The sequence below is a fragment of the Chimaeribacter arupi genome (assembly GCF_002858805.1).
GTDB classification, from domain to species: domain Bacteria; phylum Pseudomonadota; class Gammaproteobacteria; order Enterobacterales; family Enterobacteriaceae; genus Chimaeribacter; species Chimaeribacter arupi.
The window spans coordinates 34593-49681 of sequence record NZ_PJZI01000014.1 but is presented as its reverse complement, the minus strand read 5'-3'; the positions used below and the strand labels follow the sequence as shown (position 1 = coordinate 49681).

At 52.8% G+C, this 15089-nt stretch carries 17 protein-coding genes; all 17 read left to right on the top strand.

The genetic code is table 11. The features are described from left to right. Window positions 1–2 precede the first annotated feature (2 nt). The 17 genes from pcoB (at window position 3) to CYR52_RS10105 (ending at window position 15082) form a co-directional block, all read left to right on the top strand. Entirely contained in the window at window positions 3–893 is an 891-nt protein-coding gene (pcoB, locus tag CYR52_RS10200) for a copper resistance outer membrane transporter PcoB (RefSeq protein ID WP_006785895.1), read from the top strand. A gap of 39 nt (window positions 894–932) precedes the next feature. After that, window positions 933–1313 (top strand): copper resistance system metallochaperone PcoC, encoded by a 381-nt coding sequence (gene pcoC, locus CYR52_RS10195; protein ID WP_000025662.1) that lies wholly within the window; start codon window positions 933–935, stop codon window positions 1311–1313. 55 nt (window positions 1314–1368) lie between these two features. Then, window positions 1369–2247, top strand: coding sequence for a copper resistance inner membrane protein PcoD (pcoD, locus tag CYR52_RS10190; protein WP_229692861.1), 879 nt, complete (start codon window positions 1369–1371; stop codon window positions 2245–2247). Between the two features lie 54 nt (window positions 2248–2301). Continuing rightward, window positions 2302–2982, top strand: coding sequence for a copper response regulator transcription factor PcoR (gene pcoR, locus CYR52_RS10185; RefSeq protein ID WP_001188930.1), 681 nt, complete (start codon window positions 2302–2304; stop codon window positions 2980–2982). Then, window positions 2979–4379 carry a copper resistance membrane spanning protein PcoS gene (gene pcoS, locus CYR52_RS10180; RefSeq protein ID WP_006785898.1) on the top strand — a complete coding sequence of 467 codons (1401 nt, stop codon included), beginning with the start codon at window positions 2979–2981 and terminating at the stop codon, window positions 4377–4379. The genes pcoR and pcoS overlap by 4 nt, the downstream gene beginning before the upstream one ends. Window positions 4380–4594: 215 nt before the next feature. After that, complete coding sequence (gene pcoE / locus CYR52_RS10175; protein ID WP_004388336.1) at window positions 4595–5029, top strand: copper resistance system metallochaperone PcoE; 435 nt, start codon at window positions 4595–4597, stop codon at window positions 5027–5029. 184 nt (window positions 5030–5213) lie between these two features. Further along, window positions 5214–5959, top strand: a protein-coding gene (locus CYR52_RS10165) for an IS1-like element IS1B family transposase (RefSeq protein WP_223151193.1) whose coding sequence is annotated in 2 segments (ribosomal slippage) — window positions 5214–5463 and window positions 5463–5959 — 747 coding nt in all. Because the reading frame shifts where the segments join, the coding sequence is not laid out codon by codon here. Further along, window positions 5956–6936, top strand: coding sequence for an IS5-like element ISKpn26 family transposase (locus tag CYR52_RS10160; protein WP_020899206.1), 981 nt, complete (start codon window positions 5956–5958; stop codon window positions 6934–6936). Before CYR52_RS10165 ends, CYR52_RS10160 begins: the two co-directional genes overlap by 4 nt. Before the next feature lie 589 nt (window positions 6937–7525). Further along, window positions 7526–7894, top strand: a complete 369-nt coding sequence (locus tag CYR52_RS22640; protein ID WP_154283625.1) for a hypothetical protein — start codon at window positions 7526–7528, stop codon at window positions 7892–7894. Window positions 7895–8356: 462 nt separating this feature from the next. Continuing rightward, window positions 8357–8722 carry a hypothetical protein gene (locus CYR52_RS10140; protein ID WP_006781400.1) on the top strand — a complete coding sequence of 122 codons (366 nt, stop codon included), beginning with the start codon at window positions 8357–8359 and terminating at the stop codon, window positions 8720–8722. A gap of 84 nt (window positions 8723–8806) precedes the next feature. Continuing rightward, window positions 8807–9454: a hypothetical protein gene (locus CYR52_RS10135; RefSeq protein WP_006781402.1), complete on the top strand. Its 648-nt coding sequence runs from the start codon at window positions 8807–8809 to the stop codon at window positions 9452–9454. A gap of 75 nt (window positions 9455–9529) precedes the next feature. Next, the gene (locus CYR52_RS10130) at window positions 9530–10132 is read left to right on the top strand and encodes a DUF3085 domain-containing protein (RefSeq protein ID WP_006781404.1); all 603 of its coding nucleotides are present in this window, start codon (window positions 9530–9532) and stop codon (window positions 10130–10132) included. A 67-nt stretch (window positions 10133–10199) separates the two neighbouring features. Beyond that, on the top strand, window positions 10200–10547 hold the full coding sequence (locus CYR52_RS10125; RefSeq protein WP_006781405.1) for a hypothetical protein: 348 nt from the start codon (window positions 10200–10202) through the stop codon (window positions 10545–10547). Window positions 10548–10628: 81 nt separating this feature from the next. Then, window positions 10629–11615: an ArdC family protein gene (locus CYR52_RS10120; RefSeq protein WP_006781408.1), complete on the top strand. Its 987-nt coding sequence runs from the start codon at window positions 10629–10631 to the stop codon at window positions 11613–11615. A gap of 105 nt (window positions 11616–11720) precedes the next feature. After that, window positions 11721–12653: a DUF1281 domain-containing protein gene (locus CYR52_RS10115; protein ID WP_006781409.1), complete on the top strand. Its 933-nt coding sequence runs from the start codon at window positions 11721–11723 to the stop codon at window positions 12651–12653. Between the two features lie 108 nt (window positions 12654–12761). Further along, complete coding sequence (locus tag CYR52_RS10110; RefSeq protein ID WP_006781411.1) at window positions 12762–13445, top strand: N-6 DNA methylase; 684 nt, start codon at window positions 12762–12764, stop codon at window positions 13443–13445. A 128-nt stretch (window positions 13446–13573) separates the two neighbouring features. Next, window positions 13574–15082, top strand: coding sequence for a UvrD-helicase domain-containing protein (locus CYR52_RS10105; RefSeq protein ID WP_006781413.1), 1509 nt, complete (start codon window positions 13574–13576; stop codon window positions 15080–15082). Window positions 15083–15089 lie beyond the last annotated feature (7 nt).

The following is a 15089-nucleotide window of genomic DNA, read 5'->3' as shown; positions in this document are numbered from 1 at the left end:
GAATGAAGAGAAATTTGAAGGCCATACCTGTTCTGGTCGCCGGTTTGTTTACCTCACAGCTTTCTATTGCGGCGGGCTCCGTCTCTGCAGATCCCCACGCCGGGCACGACATGTCTGCCATGCAGATGCCAGCAGATGAGAATTTCACTGAGATGACGTCAATGGAGCCCATTGTAACTGAGAGCAGAACGCCAATTCCGCCTGTTACCGATGCCGACCGGAAGGCTGCATTCGGCAATTTACAGGGGCATGCGATTCACGACAGTGCGATTAATTATCTGGTTCTGCTGGATCAACTGGAATGGCAACGGTCGGATAACACCAACAATTTCAGCTGGAGTGTTAACAGCTGGATTGGAGGCGACACAGATCGGATTTGGCTAAAGAGTGAAGGTGAACGAAGCAATGGGGAAACGGAGGCGGCTGAAGCGCAGTTACTCTGGGGACATGCGGTTGGCCCATGGTGGGATTTGGTTGCGGGTGTCAGGCAGGATTTCAGACCTGCTTCTGCCCGGACCTGGGCTGCTGTCGGTTTTCAGGGGCTGGCACTCTATAATTTTGAGTCTGAAATTTCGGGTTTTGTCAGTAATGGCGGAAAAGCAGCCCTTCGTCTGGGAGGAGAATACGACGTTTTACTGACTAACCGGCTCATACTCCAGCCATCCTATGAGGTGAATTTCTACAGTCAGGATGATGAATCGCGGGGTCGCGGCAGGGGACTGACTGACACAGAGCTGGGGCTCCGGCTGCGCTATGAAATACGCCGTGAGTTTGCACCCTATATAGGCGTTTCCTGGAATCAACTTTACGGGAAAACATCCGATATGGCGAAAAGAGAAGGTGAGAAAGACCATCAGGTAGTATTCCTGGCGGGAGCCAGAATCTGGTTTTAACGCACTGATATAAAACACTCAACTAAACAGGTAAATAAAATGTCGATTTTAAATAAAGCCATTCTTACAGGTGGCCTCGTTATGGGCGTTGCTTTCTCTGCTATGGCCCATCCGGAATTAAAAAGCTCTGTGCCACAGGCTGATTCAGCCGTAGCGGCCCCGGAAAAGATTCAGCTTAATTTCTCGGAAAATCTGACCGTGAAATTCTCAGGTGCAAAATTAACGATGACGGGTATGAAAGGCATGTCATCACATTCTCCGATGCCGGTCGCGGCAAAAGTGGCGCCAGGCGCTGACCCTAAATCGATGGTCATTATTCCGCGAGAGCCTTTACCCGCTGGCACTTATCGTGTTGACTGGCGCGCGGTTTCTTCAGATACGCACCCTATTACCGGTAATTACACCTTTACAGTGAAGTAATATTATGAACGACCTGATTATGATTGTTATTCGTTTTCTTCTTTATCTGGATTTGATGGTAATATTTGGATTGCCATTTTTTCAGATATATGGAATAAGCGGTGTCAGACATGAAACCTATAACCTGACTAATTTCAGGTCGTTTATAACCTTTGCTGTTGTTACAGGCATCATTCTTACTGGCATTAATATGCTCCTGGTATCTAATGCCATGAGTGGAGTAACTGACCTCAGAGAATTATCCATCCATGTTATCGAGATGGTGATAGAAGAAACTGATGTGGGTATTAGCTGGATTGTCAGGCTCTGTGCCCTGTTTACCACACTCGGTGCTTTGTTCCTTTACACTAATAAGAGAGTATTGTCCTGCCTGCTGATGACGATGAGTGGGGGCGTGGCGCTGGCTACACTTGCCTGGGGAGGACACGCCGTTATGCATGACGGTCTGCATTACTATCTCCATTTACTGAGCGATCTGACCCATCTCGGCGCTGCAGGTGCCTGGACAGGTGCTCTGGTTGCATTTGCTATCCTGCTGATGCGCAGAAACGAGCATAATGCACAGAGCGTCATTGTGATATCTGACTCCCTGGCAAAATTTGCCACGGCAGGAACGGTGATTGTTGTAGCCCTGATCCTGAGTGCGCTGGTCAACTATCTGTATATTGCTGAGGGTAACTTAACTCCCTTATTCAACAGTTCCTGGGGGAGGATATTGCTTGCCAAGACGGCTCTGTTTGTTCTGATGCTTCTTCTGGCTGCAGCAAACCGGTTTCACCTGGGTCCCCGGCTTGAAGTTATGGTCAGGGAAGGGAATTATGATCGCAGCGTTGCCCTGATGCGAAACAGCATCCTGACAGAATTCGTTGTTGCGATTATCATTCTGGGCGCCGTAGCGTGGCTCGGAATGCTTGCTCCGTCTCAGGTCAGCTAGGGGACAGCCAAAGCTCATGCGTGAGATTTTTACTTTCATATCAGCGAGTTGACCATGCAGCGTATTTTAATCGTTGAAGACGAACAAAAAACAGGTCGTTACCTGCAGCAGGGACTGGTTGAGGAAGGCTATCAGGCCGATCTCTTTAATAATGGCCGCGATGGTCTCGGGGCCGCGTCGAAGGGACAGTATGATTTGATAATACTGGACGTGATGCTGCCTTTCCTCGACGGGTGGCAAATCATCAGCGCACTGAGGGAGTCCGGGCACGAAGAACCGGTCCTGTTTTTAACCGCAAAGGACAACGTGCGGGACAAAGTGAAAGGACTGGAGCTTGGCGCAGATGACTACCTGATTAAGCCCTTTGATTTTACGGAGCTGGTTGCACGTGTAAGAACCCTACTGCGCCGGGCACGCTCGCAGGCCGCAACAGTCTGCACCATCGCCGATATGACCGTTGATATGGTGCGCCGGACCGTGATCCGTTCGGGGAAGAAGATCCATCTCACCGGTAAAGAATACGTTCTGCTTGAGTTGCTGCTGCAACGCACCGGAGAAGTGTTACCCAGGAGTCTTATCTCGTCCCTGGTCTGGAACATGAATTTTGACAGTGATACGAATGTGATTGATGTCGCCGTGAGACGTCTGAGAAGTAAAATTGATGATGACTTTGAGCCAAAACTGATCCATACCGTTCGCGGTGCCGGATATGTCCTGGAGATCAGAGAAGAGTGAGGTTCAAAATTTCCCTGACCACACGCCTGAGCCTGATTTTTTCTGCGGTGATGCTTACGGTATGGTGGTTATCAAGTTTTATCCTGATTAGCACCCTTAATGGCTATTTCGATAATCAGGACCGCGATTTTCTGACAGGTAAACTTCAGCTCACCGAAGAGTTTCTTAAAACAGAGACGTTCAGGAACAAAACGGATATTAAGTCATTATCAGAAAAAATAAACGATGCGATGGTGGGGCACAATGGCTTATTCATTTCTATAAAAAACATGGAAAATGAAAAAATTGTTGAACTCTATGCCAAAAATTCTGTTGTTCCAGCGGTCCTGCTTAATAAGTCGGGTGATATTCTCGACTATATGATCCAGACGGAAGAAAATAACACCGTGTACCGCAGTATCTCGCGGCGGGTTGCCGTGACGCCGGAACAGGGTAAAAGCAAACATGTCATCATTACGGTTGCCACGGATACTGGGTATCACACCCTGTTTATGGACAAACTCAGTACCTGGCTGTTCTGGTTCAATATCGGTCTGGTCTTTATTTCTGTTTTTCTGGGCTGGCTGACCACACGTATTGGTCTGAAACCGCTACGGGAAATGACCAGTCTGGCTTCCTCCATGACCGTACACAGCCTGGATCAGCGTCTAAATCCCGATCTGGCTCCGCCGGAAATCTCTGAGACCATGCAGGAGTTCAATAATATGTTTGATCGCCTGGAGGGGGCATTCCGGAAACTGTCAGATTTCTCGTCTGACATCGCGCATGAGCTGCGCACACCAGTCAGTAATCTGATGATGCAGACGCAGTTTGCACTGGCTAAGGAAAGGGATGTTTCGCATTACCGCGAAATTTTATTCGCTAACCTGGAAGAACTGAAAAGGTTGTCACGAATGACCAGTGACATGCTTTTTCTGGCACGTTCAGAGCATGGTCTGCTGCGGCTGGATAAACATGATGTGGATCTGGCAGCCGAACTGAATGAATTACGTGAGTTGTTCGAGCCCCTGGCAGACGAAACAGGAAAGACAATCACGGTTGAAGGAGAGGGCGTTGTTGCCGGAGACAGCGATATGCTCCGACGTGCTTTCAGTAACCTGCTTTCCAATGCAATCAAGTATTCTCCCGATAACACCTGTACAGCGATACACCTTGAGCGTGACAGTGACTGTGTGAACGTGATGATTACGAATACGATATCCGGCCAGGTTCCCGCTAATCTGGAACGTTTGTTTGACCGGTTCTATCGCGCAGACTCATCAAGGTTCTACAACACGGAAGGCGCGGGGCTGGGATTATCAATTACAAGGTCGATCATTCATGCTCACGGCGGCGAGCTGTCAGCAGAACAGCAGGGGCGGGAAATTGTGTTCAGTGTGCGTCTGTTAATGGATTAATACCGTTATTCAGGAGAAACCCGGAAGGTGACAAAAATGTCATCGTTCAGTCACGCGATAAACAGAGGCGGTTTTTTATAATCAGCCATAAATCAGGACAGCGTGATAATTCAATCGCCCGGTTCCTAGCATGATGATCAACCAGCCCTGAGATCAAATGCTTTCTCTGTTATAAGCATTGATTGTTCGGGTATGAAAACACCGGAGACCCAACCATGAAAAAGATCCTTGTATCCTTTATTGCCATGATGGCTGTCGCTTCATCTGCCTGGGCTGCAGAGACAATGAACATGCATGACCAGGTAAATAATGCCCAGGCGCCTGCCCATCAGATGCAATCATCCGCTGAAAAAAGTGCAGTTCAGGGGGAGAGCATGAAAATGATGGATATGAGCGGTCACGATCAGGCCGCAATGTCCCATGAAATGATGCAAAACGGCAATTCTGCTGCCCATCAGGACATGGCTGAAATGCATAAAAAAATGATGAAATCCAAGCCAGCAGCTTCTAACGAAACAGCAAAATCATTTTCCGAAATGAACGAGCATGAGAAAGCCGCTGTTGTGCATGAGAAGGCGAATAATGGTCAATCTTCCGTTATTCATCAGCAGCAGGCTGAAAAGCATCGCAGCCAGATCACCCAGAATTAACCCGCAGCTCCACTTGTTAGACCCTCATTTGACGCCGAAGTCACTGGCTTACGCTCCCGTCCGGGAGCGTTTTTTTAACTCTCTCATAAATTTTCAACTGTCAAGGGAATGGCATTCATCTGACCAACGGGTGATGCTGCCAACTTACTGATTTAGTGTATGATGGTGTTTTTGAGGTGCTCCAGTGGCTTCTGTTTCTATCAGCTGTCCCTCCTGTTCAGCTACTGACGGGGTGGTGCGTAACGGCAAAAGCACTGCCGGACATCAGCGCTATCTCTGCTCTCACTGCCGTAAAACATGGCAACTGCAGTTCACTTACACCGCTTCTCAACCCGGTACGCACCAGAAAATCATTGATATGGCCATGAATGGCGTTGGATGCCGGGCAACCGCCCGCATTATGGGCGTTGGCCTCAACACGATTTTCCGCCATTTAAAAAACTCAGGCCGCAGTCGGTAACCTCGCGCATACAGCCGGGCAGTGACGTCATCGTCTGCGCGGAAATGGACGAACAGTGGGGATACGTCGGGGCTAAATCGCGCCAGCGCTGGCTGTTTTACGCGTATGACAGGCTCCGGAAGACGGTTGTTGCGCACGTATTCGGTGAACGCACTATGGCGACGCTGGGGCGTCTTATGAGCCTGCTGTCACCCTTTGACGTGGTGATATGGATGACGGATGGCTGGCCGCTGTATGAATCCCGCCTGAAGGGAAAGCTGCACGTAATCAGCAAGCGATATACGCAGCGAATTGAGCGGCATAACCTGAATCTGAGGCAGCACCTGGCACGGCTGGGACGGAAGTCGCTGTCGTTCTCAAAATCGGTGGAGCTGCATGACAAAGTCATCGGGCATTATGGAAGGTGCGAACAAGTTCCTGATATGAGATCATCATATTCATCCGGAGCGCATCCCAGAGGGACATCATGAGCCATCAACTCACCTTCGCCGATAGTGAATTCAGCACTAAGCGCCGTCAGACCCGAAAAGAGATTTTCCTCTCCCGCATGGAGCAGATTCTGCCATGGCAGAATATGACCGCTGTCATCGAGCCGTTTTATCCCAAGGCGGGCAATGGCCGACGGCCCTATCCGCTGGAGACCATGCTGCGTATTCACTGCATGCAGCATTGGTACAACCTGAGCGACGGTGCCATGGAAGATGCCCTGTACGAAATCGCCTCCATGCGCCTGTTTGCCCGATTATCCCTGGATAGCGCCCTGCCGGATCGCACCACCATCATGAATTTCCGCCACCTGCTCGAGCAGCATCAACTGGCCCGTCAATTGTTCAAGACCATCAATCGCTGGCTGGCCGAAGCAGGCGTCATGATGACCCAAGGCACTTTGGTGGATGCCACCATCATTGAGGCACCCAGCTCTACCAAGAACAAAGAGCAGCAACGCGATCCGGAGATGCATCAGACCAAGAAAGGCAATCAGTGGCACTTTGGCATGAAGGCCCACATTGGTGTCGATGCCAAGAGTGGCCTGACCCACAGCCTAGTCACCACCGCGGCCAACGAGCATGACCTCAATCAGCTGGGTAATCTGCTTCATGGAGAGGAGCAATTTGTCTCAGCCGATGCCGGCTACCAAGGAGCGCCACAGCGCGAGGAGCTGGCCGAGGTGGATGTGGACTGGCTGATCGCCGAGCGTCCCGGCAGGGTAAAAACCTTGAAGCAGCATCCGCGCAAGAACAAAACGGCCATCAACATCGAATACATGAAAGCCAGCATCCGTGCCAGGGGGGAGCACCCGTTTCGCATCATCAAGCGGCAGTTCGGCTTCGTGAAAGCCAGATACAAGGGGCTGCTGAAAAACGATAACCAACTGGCGATGTTATTCACCCTGGCCAACCTGTTTCGGGTGGACCAAATGATACGTCAGTGGGAGAGATCTCAGTAAAAACCGGAAATAACGCCAGAAATGGTGGAAAAAATAGCCTAAATAGGCTGATTCGATGTGTTTGCGGGAAAAAAATCGGCCCAGATCCGCGAAATTTTAATCAGCGAGTCAGCTTGGGAAGAAATGACCTGCTTATTCGCACCTTCCTTAGTTAGGATATAAGTCAGCGAAAATGTATAAATAATCTTAGCCGTAGGCTAGGGACTGTTATTAAAAAAAGTTAATGACAATATTGTGCCAGTTCGTCAGTTGACATGTTCACTATTTGCTCTGAAAATAGACAGGCTTACTTGTTGCTACATGCAACCAGCTAATGCTCCGGCAGTCTGAGAGGAGCGCCTTCGGGTGACTAGCAGCTAACGTTTCACCGGTCTGAGAGAAACACCTTCGGGTGACCGGAAAATCCTCGCAGCCTGAGAGAGGATACCTTCGGGTGGTAAATCCGTTTAACCTCTGGAAACGGATATCGCTGAACAGTGATTGAGGTCATTTCAACTTATCAGACAGTCAGAATGTTGTTTTTTCTGACTCCCCGACGGGAAACACTTCCCGGTCGGGCAGGTGTTTCCTTTTTTTATGGAGAAACACCATGTCTGTCATCTCTTTTGCGGTTTTCCCTGAACATCTCCTTACTCAGCTTCAGCAGTCTGCTGACGCAGCTGTCCGGAGATTGAAATCTTTCATTTATCTGCATCGCAACAGCAGCTGGTATGTCAACGGTTCGGGCAATTATGCCGTCCGTGCGCACATCACTTCTGTCAAAGACCAGGGCGTTAACGTCTTTCTTACCGTTCGTACAGGTTGCCACCGCGCCGAGTATGTTTTTCACCGCCTGCCGGTTTCCTTTCCTGAGGGAATAACAGGTCGTCGAAACGCATACCGCCATGCTTGCCGTCAGGCACAGCATCTGGCACACCTGCGCTACCGTTTTCTTTCCGGAGGGCATTCTCATGACTGAAGCACTGCACGATGTCACTTTCCGTATTCTGTCGATGTCTGAGACGCGACGGGATGTATGTCCCGCTCAGTATGGCCCCGTAAGTGGTGTTTTCATCCGGGCGAAATCCTCAGAGATAACGTCTCCTGTGGCGAACAGGTTTTTGTCGCACCGCTCGGTGATTGTGATCCGGCTGACCCCGAACTCTGTGTATGGTGTCAGTATTACGGATATTCTCCCCGGGTGGAGGCTGGCGACATACTGGATGGCGTGGCCGTTTCGGGCATAAATTCCGTAGATCCACTGTCGGTAGCTGCGTTGAAAAGCCTGCGCTTTAATCCTGAATATGTGTATCAGGAGCAATCTGATTCATATGCACTGAACTGATCGGTTGATGAACGCCGGTCAAAAAATGTTGTGGACCCTGACGGGGATATCTCTCCGTCGGAGGGAATATCCCGTTATTTACCTGAGGATATACCCATGCACACAGACGTTTATACGCTTAAAACTCCACTGGACACGCTCAGCTGGCTTTGCCTGCTTGAGAGTGAACTTCTGAGCATAAGGGCATTCCAGCGTCTCGATCTTCATACGGACCGGGATGAACCGAATGAACTGACGTTTCTGGAAGATTCCATCATTGGCACCGGCACAGCTTATGGCTGGTTTGTCTTTTTACTCGGGGAAGGCGATATTCCGCCTTTGCCTGATACGTCTAAAAATTTGCTCTTCACGCTGGACGAGCTGGGAAAAGAAATTAACCGGCCCTTCTGGGAGAAGGCCGTGGATGAAGGTATCCAGGATGCCCGGTGTGATCGGGCTATAGCGGCTCTCGAACGGATGTAACCAGCAGAAAGAACACACCCTGACGGGGATTTACTCCCGTCCGGGGGATAAATCCCCCCTTTTTTATTCGCGGAGGATTTATCGATGAAAAACCTGTTTTCTTCGCCGGCTTCCATGTCGGTTGTCTACACCATCGAGCACGTCAGCACGGTTCCGTTGCGACACTGGCATGCTTTCGTTCTGGCCGTCACAGAAACTTTCTGGCAACTGCCGGTGCGTCTGCGTCCGGGGAATACGTATCTGCCGTCGCTTAATCGCGCGGCTGACCTCTTTCCGGTTGCTGATGTCATGGCGTTTTGTGGCGACACAGGCGGCAGTGTCTGGCCGGTCAACATGACGATTGAGCGTGAGCGCAACCGCAATACGCTGAGTATCCAGGAGCTGGATTTTCAGCATCAGCCCTGCGATTTCTTTGCACGCATTGTGATGGTCCTGCTGCATAACCTGTGTCCGGGCAGCTTTCGGATACATTCTTCTGACGAAGGCCGCAGCTGGGCGTTACCGTTACGCTGGATTGAGCGACATCTCGGCCTGCCTGAGCAGCCGACGCTGACCGCGCCTCAGCCGGTACTGAAAACGCCGGTGCGTGGTGACGCGTTTGATTCCCTGCTGCTGCAGCTGCTCTGCGGTGGTGAGCGTGTGCTGAGCAACGACGACTGGAATGCGTTTACGGAGGCTGAATTTCAGCTGTATGAACTGAAGCGGGTCGCGGAAAAAACTGACGCGCTGTAAACAGTACTGACTTTAACCCCGTCGGGAGAGATCACTCCGGACGGGGCGGCTCTCCCGTTTTTAAAGGAGAGCCCCATGCTTTTTTTCGACAACAAAGACCTGACGAACGTCCTGCTGGCCGCCCGCATGCAGGGAGGTCAGCTTCACCTGGCAAAGGATGAGGGTGTTTATCTTATGCCGGCCACCGGTGCCTGGCAGGGCAACGATCCGGTGCCGCGTATTGCGTATGCCACAGGGTGTCACCCTCAGAAAAATGAGGACTGGTACGACACGGCACGCCTGCTTGCCGGCGGCGATGATTTCATTGAATCACTGTCGATAAGCGACGCGGTAGCCACCTCTGTACTGTCCGGCAGGACGGACCTGAGGATCCTGATTACCGACACACAGATACAGGTGCTCACCGCAGCGACTGACCGGGTGAAAGTCGCGCAGTACCGCCAGAAAGCCGATCAGCTTCTGGCGAGTGCAGTCTGTCACTTCAATGCCTGTGTCGGGCCTGATGAACTCTGCCGCTGGCGTGAAAACGCCGTGCGTCTGCTAAAGCAGGCGGCCTTCATCAGTTGTAAGCGGGCGAAGCCTGAAGATCATCAAACCTTTCTGAACGCCTGTGGCAGGCTGCAGGCCAGGTTATCGCAGGTGACCCCGCAGGGGGCGCTGCGAATAACCGGACGTTAACTCACCCCGGCAGGGACTTTTCCTGCCGGAAAGGTTCCTGCCTCTTTCTGAACCGAAGGAGGCCCGTATGGGACTGGATATTTTTCTCTACAGCCAGCACAGGCAGATCGTCGCAGTACCGGCACCGTATCATCCGGTGTATGAACTGAGCCGCGATTTTTCACTGATTACCTGGGTGGATAAGCATGTCGGTGAGGTGGAAAACGCGACCTGTCTGGAACTGTCACGCGAGCATATTCAGCAACTGAAAGAGAGGCTGGACTGTGCGATTGCGACATTTACAGAGGGGAATGAGGATAATCAGCTTCTTCAGCGCCGGCTGCAGTACGTTTTCACCCTGCGTGACAGGCTGGAAAGCCTGCTCAGTGATTTTGACTTTGAACATGAATACCTGTGGTTTTATGCCGCATGGTAACTGACTTCTGAATTTCCCGTCGACGGGCGTATCTCTGCGCCCGCCGGCGCAGGGGTATGCCTCTGATTAAAGGTATATCTCATGAAAAAAACGACTTCACACAAGGCGGCCCGCCGTCCGGCAAAACATACTGACCTTTATCGTCAGATCACCGACCGCATTGTTGTCGCTCTGGAAAACGGCGTCGCGCCCTGGCGTAAGCCGTGGCGCGCGGCTGCCGGCATCGGTCTGGCCGGTCTGCCCCTAAATGCCACAACCGGACGTCACTACAGCGGCGTGAATGTCCTGCTTCTCTGGATGTCAGCGGAAGAGCAGGGTTTTCGCAATAACCGCTGGATGACTTACCGGCAGGCGCAGCAGGCTGGCGGGCAGGTGCGTAAGGGTGAGAAAGCCACCCTGGCGGTGGTTTATAAGGACTGGACGAAGCAGGCGGAGGATCGCGAAGGCAACCGCCTTTATGACAGTGACGGTAAACCGCTGATGGAAACCGTGCCGATGCTTAAACCCCTGCAGCTGTTCAACGCTGAGCAGTGTGAGGGGTTGCCGGCAGAGGTTGCGGCTTCACCTGAGCAACCGCCGACGGTGGATGAGGACGGCATACTCAGCCCGGACGTGATGAACAGGGTGATCCGGATGTTTAACGCCACAGGGGTTAAACACCGGATGCTGCCTCAGAACCGGGCTTATTACCGTCCGCTGACGGATGAAATTGTGATGCCGGTGGCTGAGCAGTTTTTTACGGAGGCGGACTGCTGGTCCACGCTGCTGCATGAACTGGTACACAGTACCGGTCATGCGAAGCGACTTAACCGGGAGGGGATAACCTCCTCATCCCGCAAGTTCGGGGACCCGGTGTATGCCTTTGAGGAGCTCATCGCCGAAATGGGCAGTGCGTTTTTGTGTGCCCAACTCGGGGTATTCGGTGAGGTTCAGCACGACAGCTATGTGGACCACTGGCTGAAGGTGCTGAAATCTGACAAAAAGGCCCTGTTCCGCGCCTGCCGGCATGCCCGGGAAGCGTCGGAATATCTACTGGCACTGCCTGAAAGTCAGGCTGTGGCGGCGTAATTAACTTATCCGGTGGCGGTTATTCCGTAACTGTCGCCCTCCCGTGAGGACACCGCTCCTCACGGGGCTGTGTCCTCTTTTTTTTATGAAAGAGGAGTATTCACTATGTCCGAATGGTGTCATAACCGCCTGGAAATCACCGGTAAATCCGTCTGCATTGATGTCATGCTGCAGTGGATAAACGGAACTGACGTACCGCGTCACCGCCACGCAGTGCAGCAGAGCATACAGCTTTTTCTGGCTGGCGCGGCGGGGATACTCAAGCCGGTGCGCACAACGTCGTATCCGCCCTGTCAGGGGCTGGTCCGTGCAGGCACAGGGCTTTCCACTGCGGCCAATCAGGCGTTTGAAAGCTGGCTGGCGCTCCTGCTGAAGGATGCCATCCTCGATGCGGAAACCATCCGGGCCATTGACCGGCTGTATCACCAGTCAGGTCTGGGCGCGCTGAAATGGGAGAATATTCCCGACCCGGCACGTGAGGTTATGGCGGAGCTGATTGCCAGGCAATACACCGACTGGTTTGGTCTGGTCAGCGCCGGCGATGAGTCTGATGCCGCAACTGCCTGGGAGCGGCTCAGCCAGTATCCTGAACGCTCCCAGCCCTGCGATATGCTGGCCGTCATACCTACGCGGCTGGCAGCAGAGCTGAACGGTTCCGGAGGGCTGATGTCAGGCGTATCGACCACAACCAGCCTCTACTGCCGGCAGTACGGCATGGAGTGGCCTGCCGGGCACAATGTCAACTGGCAGCGGCATTCGCCAAACAGTCTTACGCTGCAGATGGATACGCCCTGGCTTCCGCCGTCAGGTGAGGTTGTCGGGGAAATTTCTGCGGTATTTGACTGCGAGGTGCGTCACAGCTACAGCGAGCCCGTGAGCGGGCTCAGCGGTTACGACTGCTATGACGGCGGCGAACATGTCGACGGACACAAAGGTGCGGCCGGCGCGTCTCAGCCCGGTCAGGTGCTTTATCTCGTCAGCGATGAGCCGGCGTTATCGACTCAGGAAGCAGCATCTTATCGTGAGGTCCGGGGGTAAAAGCCTGTTCCTCCGTTAACCCAGCCACGGCAATGCCGTGGCTTTTTACCCTCAGGGGACACGTCCCCTGGTCAGGGTGCGTGTTCCCTTTTTTTATGGAGAAGACACATGCCTGGCATGATTAACCACGAAAAAGCCTTTGTTAAGTTGTTCAGTCAGACGGCCCGGTATCATCACCGGTTTAAAGTGTTTGAAGACTTCATCAGCTGCAGCGTCATCGCGCTGGAAAACCGGCTTCACTTCAGTGAAGCGCAGGAGCAAAAGTATCTGCGTATAGTCGGTGGATACGAAAAGGAGGACGTCACGCGCATGGCGCAGCTGCTGGCCCACGTTGTTAACGGGCTGGGTGAAGCGCCCGGGGACTTCCTTGGCCGCGTCTTTATGCAGCTGGAGCTGGGTGACAAATACAGGGGGCAGTTTTTCACGCCCTGGGACGTGGCCAGAATGATGGCGGCCATGCAGCTGGGCGACACTGAAGCGTTGTTCCGTGACAAACCCTTCATCACCCTGAGTGAACCTGCGTGCGGTGCCGGCTGCATGGTGCTGGCATTTGCTGATGTTCTGCAAAAGGCGGGGTGGCCACCGCACCGGTATCTGTGGGTATCCGCGACAGATATCGATCCGCTTGCGGCCGGAATGGCTTACATACAGCTGTCCCTGTGCGGGATTGCCGGCGAAGTGGTGGTAGGTAATACCCTGGCGAATGAACGACGCCGGATACTCTATACCCCCGGGCACTATCTCGGCGGCTGGCCTGTTCGTCTGGATCCACGGTACTTGCAGGCGGCATAATCACATCCACACGCTCCCGCCCGGGAGCGTTTTTTATTTCTGAAGCACGGTATCTGGTTTTTTATCGTAGTGAACTCTTCCCGCTGTCAGGCTGTTTTTTTTCACATCTGCTGCTGCGGGAGAACACAGTGACCTGGAAAACAACAGCCGAACAAAACGCCATCATCGAATGGAAGGGTAATCATCTTGTGGTAAATGCGTTTGCAGGCACAGGCAAAACCTCCACGTTAGTGAACTACGCTGAAGCCAACCCGGAAAGTAAGATGCTTTACCTTGCCTATAATCGCGCTGTGCGGGATGAGGCTGAACGCAAATTCCCCTATAACGTAGAGTGTAAAACGTCGCATCAGCTGGCATGGGCCCGTTTCGGCAGGCATTTCCGTGACCGGCTGACAGCCAGTCTGCGCATTACGGATGTGGCCCGCAAGCTCAATACCCGCCACTGGCCGCTGGCGCGGCTGGCGCTAAGCGGGCTGAACATGTTCCTCTGCAGTGCAGATACTGAGCCGGGGCTGATACATCTGCCGTCTGAGGATGATCGCCACGGTCTCGATGCCGGTAAAATTCTGGGGGCAATCCAAATCCTCTGGTATGAAATGAGCCGTACTGATTCAACCTTTCCCGTCACGCACGACACCTACCTTAAACTTTTCCAGCTTTCACATCCTGATTTATCAACACGCTGGGATACCATCCTTTTCGATGAGGCGCAGGACGCTAACCCGGTGACCAGTGCGTTTGTACTGAATCAGCCCTGCCGGGTCATCCTGGTCGGCGACCGCTACCAGCAGATTTACCGCTTTCGCGGGGCGGATAACGCGCTCAATGCCCCTCAGCTGGCGCAGGCAGACAAATTGTGGCTGACGGCGAGTTTTCGTTTTGGCCCTGAGGTCGCGCGTATGGCCAACATCCTGCTGGACCGTGCCGGTGAAGATAAACAGGTAACAGGCAACGGGGGGGAAGACAGTGTGGTGACCCGAATTCCGGAGGGAACTGAGCACATTGCTGTACTGAGCCGGACGGTATCCGGTGTGATTGGGAGTGCTTTAACGGCAAGTCTCATGGAGAAAAAGGTCTTCTGGGTCGGCGGGATTGAAGGCTACAAGACCGAAGAGCTTGAGGATCTGTACTGGTTCTCCGCCGATATGCCTGAAAAGATGCAGTCCCCGCGCTTCAGCCGGGACTACCGGGATTTTGACGAGTACTGCTCGATAGCCAAAGCCACGCAGGACGTGGAGATGAACCAGGCTATTCGCCTGCTCGATGACTTTTTCCCGCTCCCTCAAAAGCTGGCCATTATGCGCCGTCAGGTCGTCACTCATGAAAAAGAGGCTCAGGTCACGGTTTCAACCGCACACCGCAGCAAGGGGCTCGAATGGCCGGTGGTGATGCTGAGTGAGGATTTTACCGACATTACCGACCCGCTTCTTTCGCAGGATGAGCGGCAGGATGAGACCAACCTGCTGTACGTGGCTGTCACCCGGGCCAGAAGAACGCTCGTGCTTAACGAGTTGATGCGCTGGCTGAGCGATGAAGGCGGGAAAAACCGCGAGACGACGTACGAAACCGTACCGTCCGGAAATGGAGAGAGTGCCGACAGCCACGAAGAAACGGGAAAAACTTCTGAGAATGAGTAACTGGTTT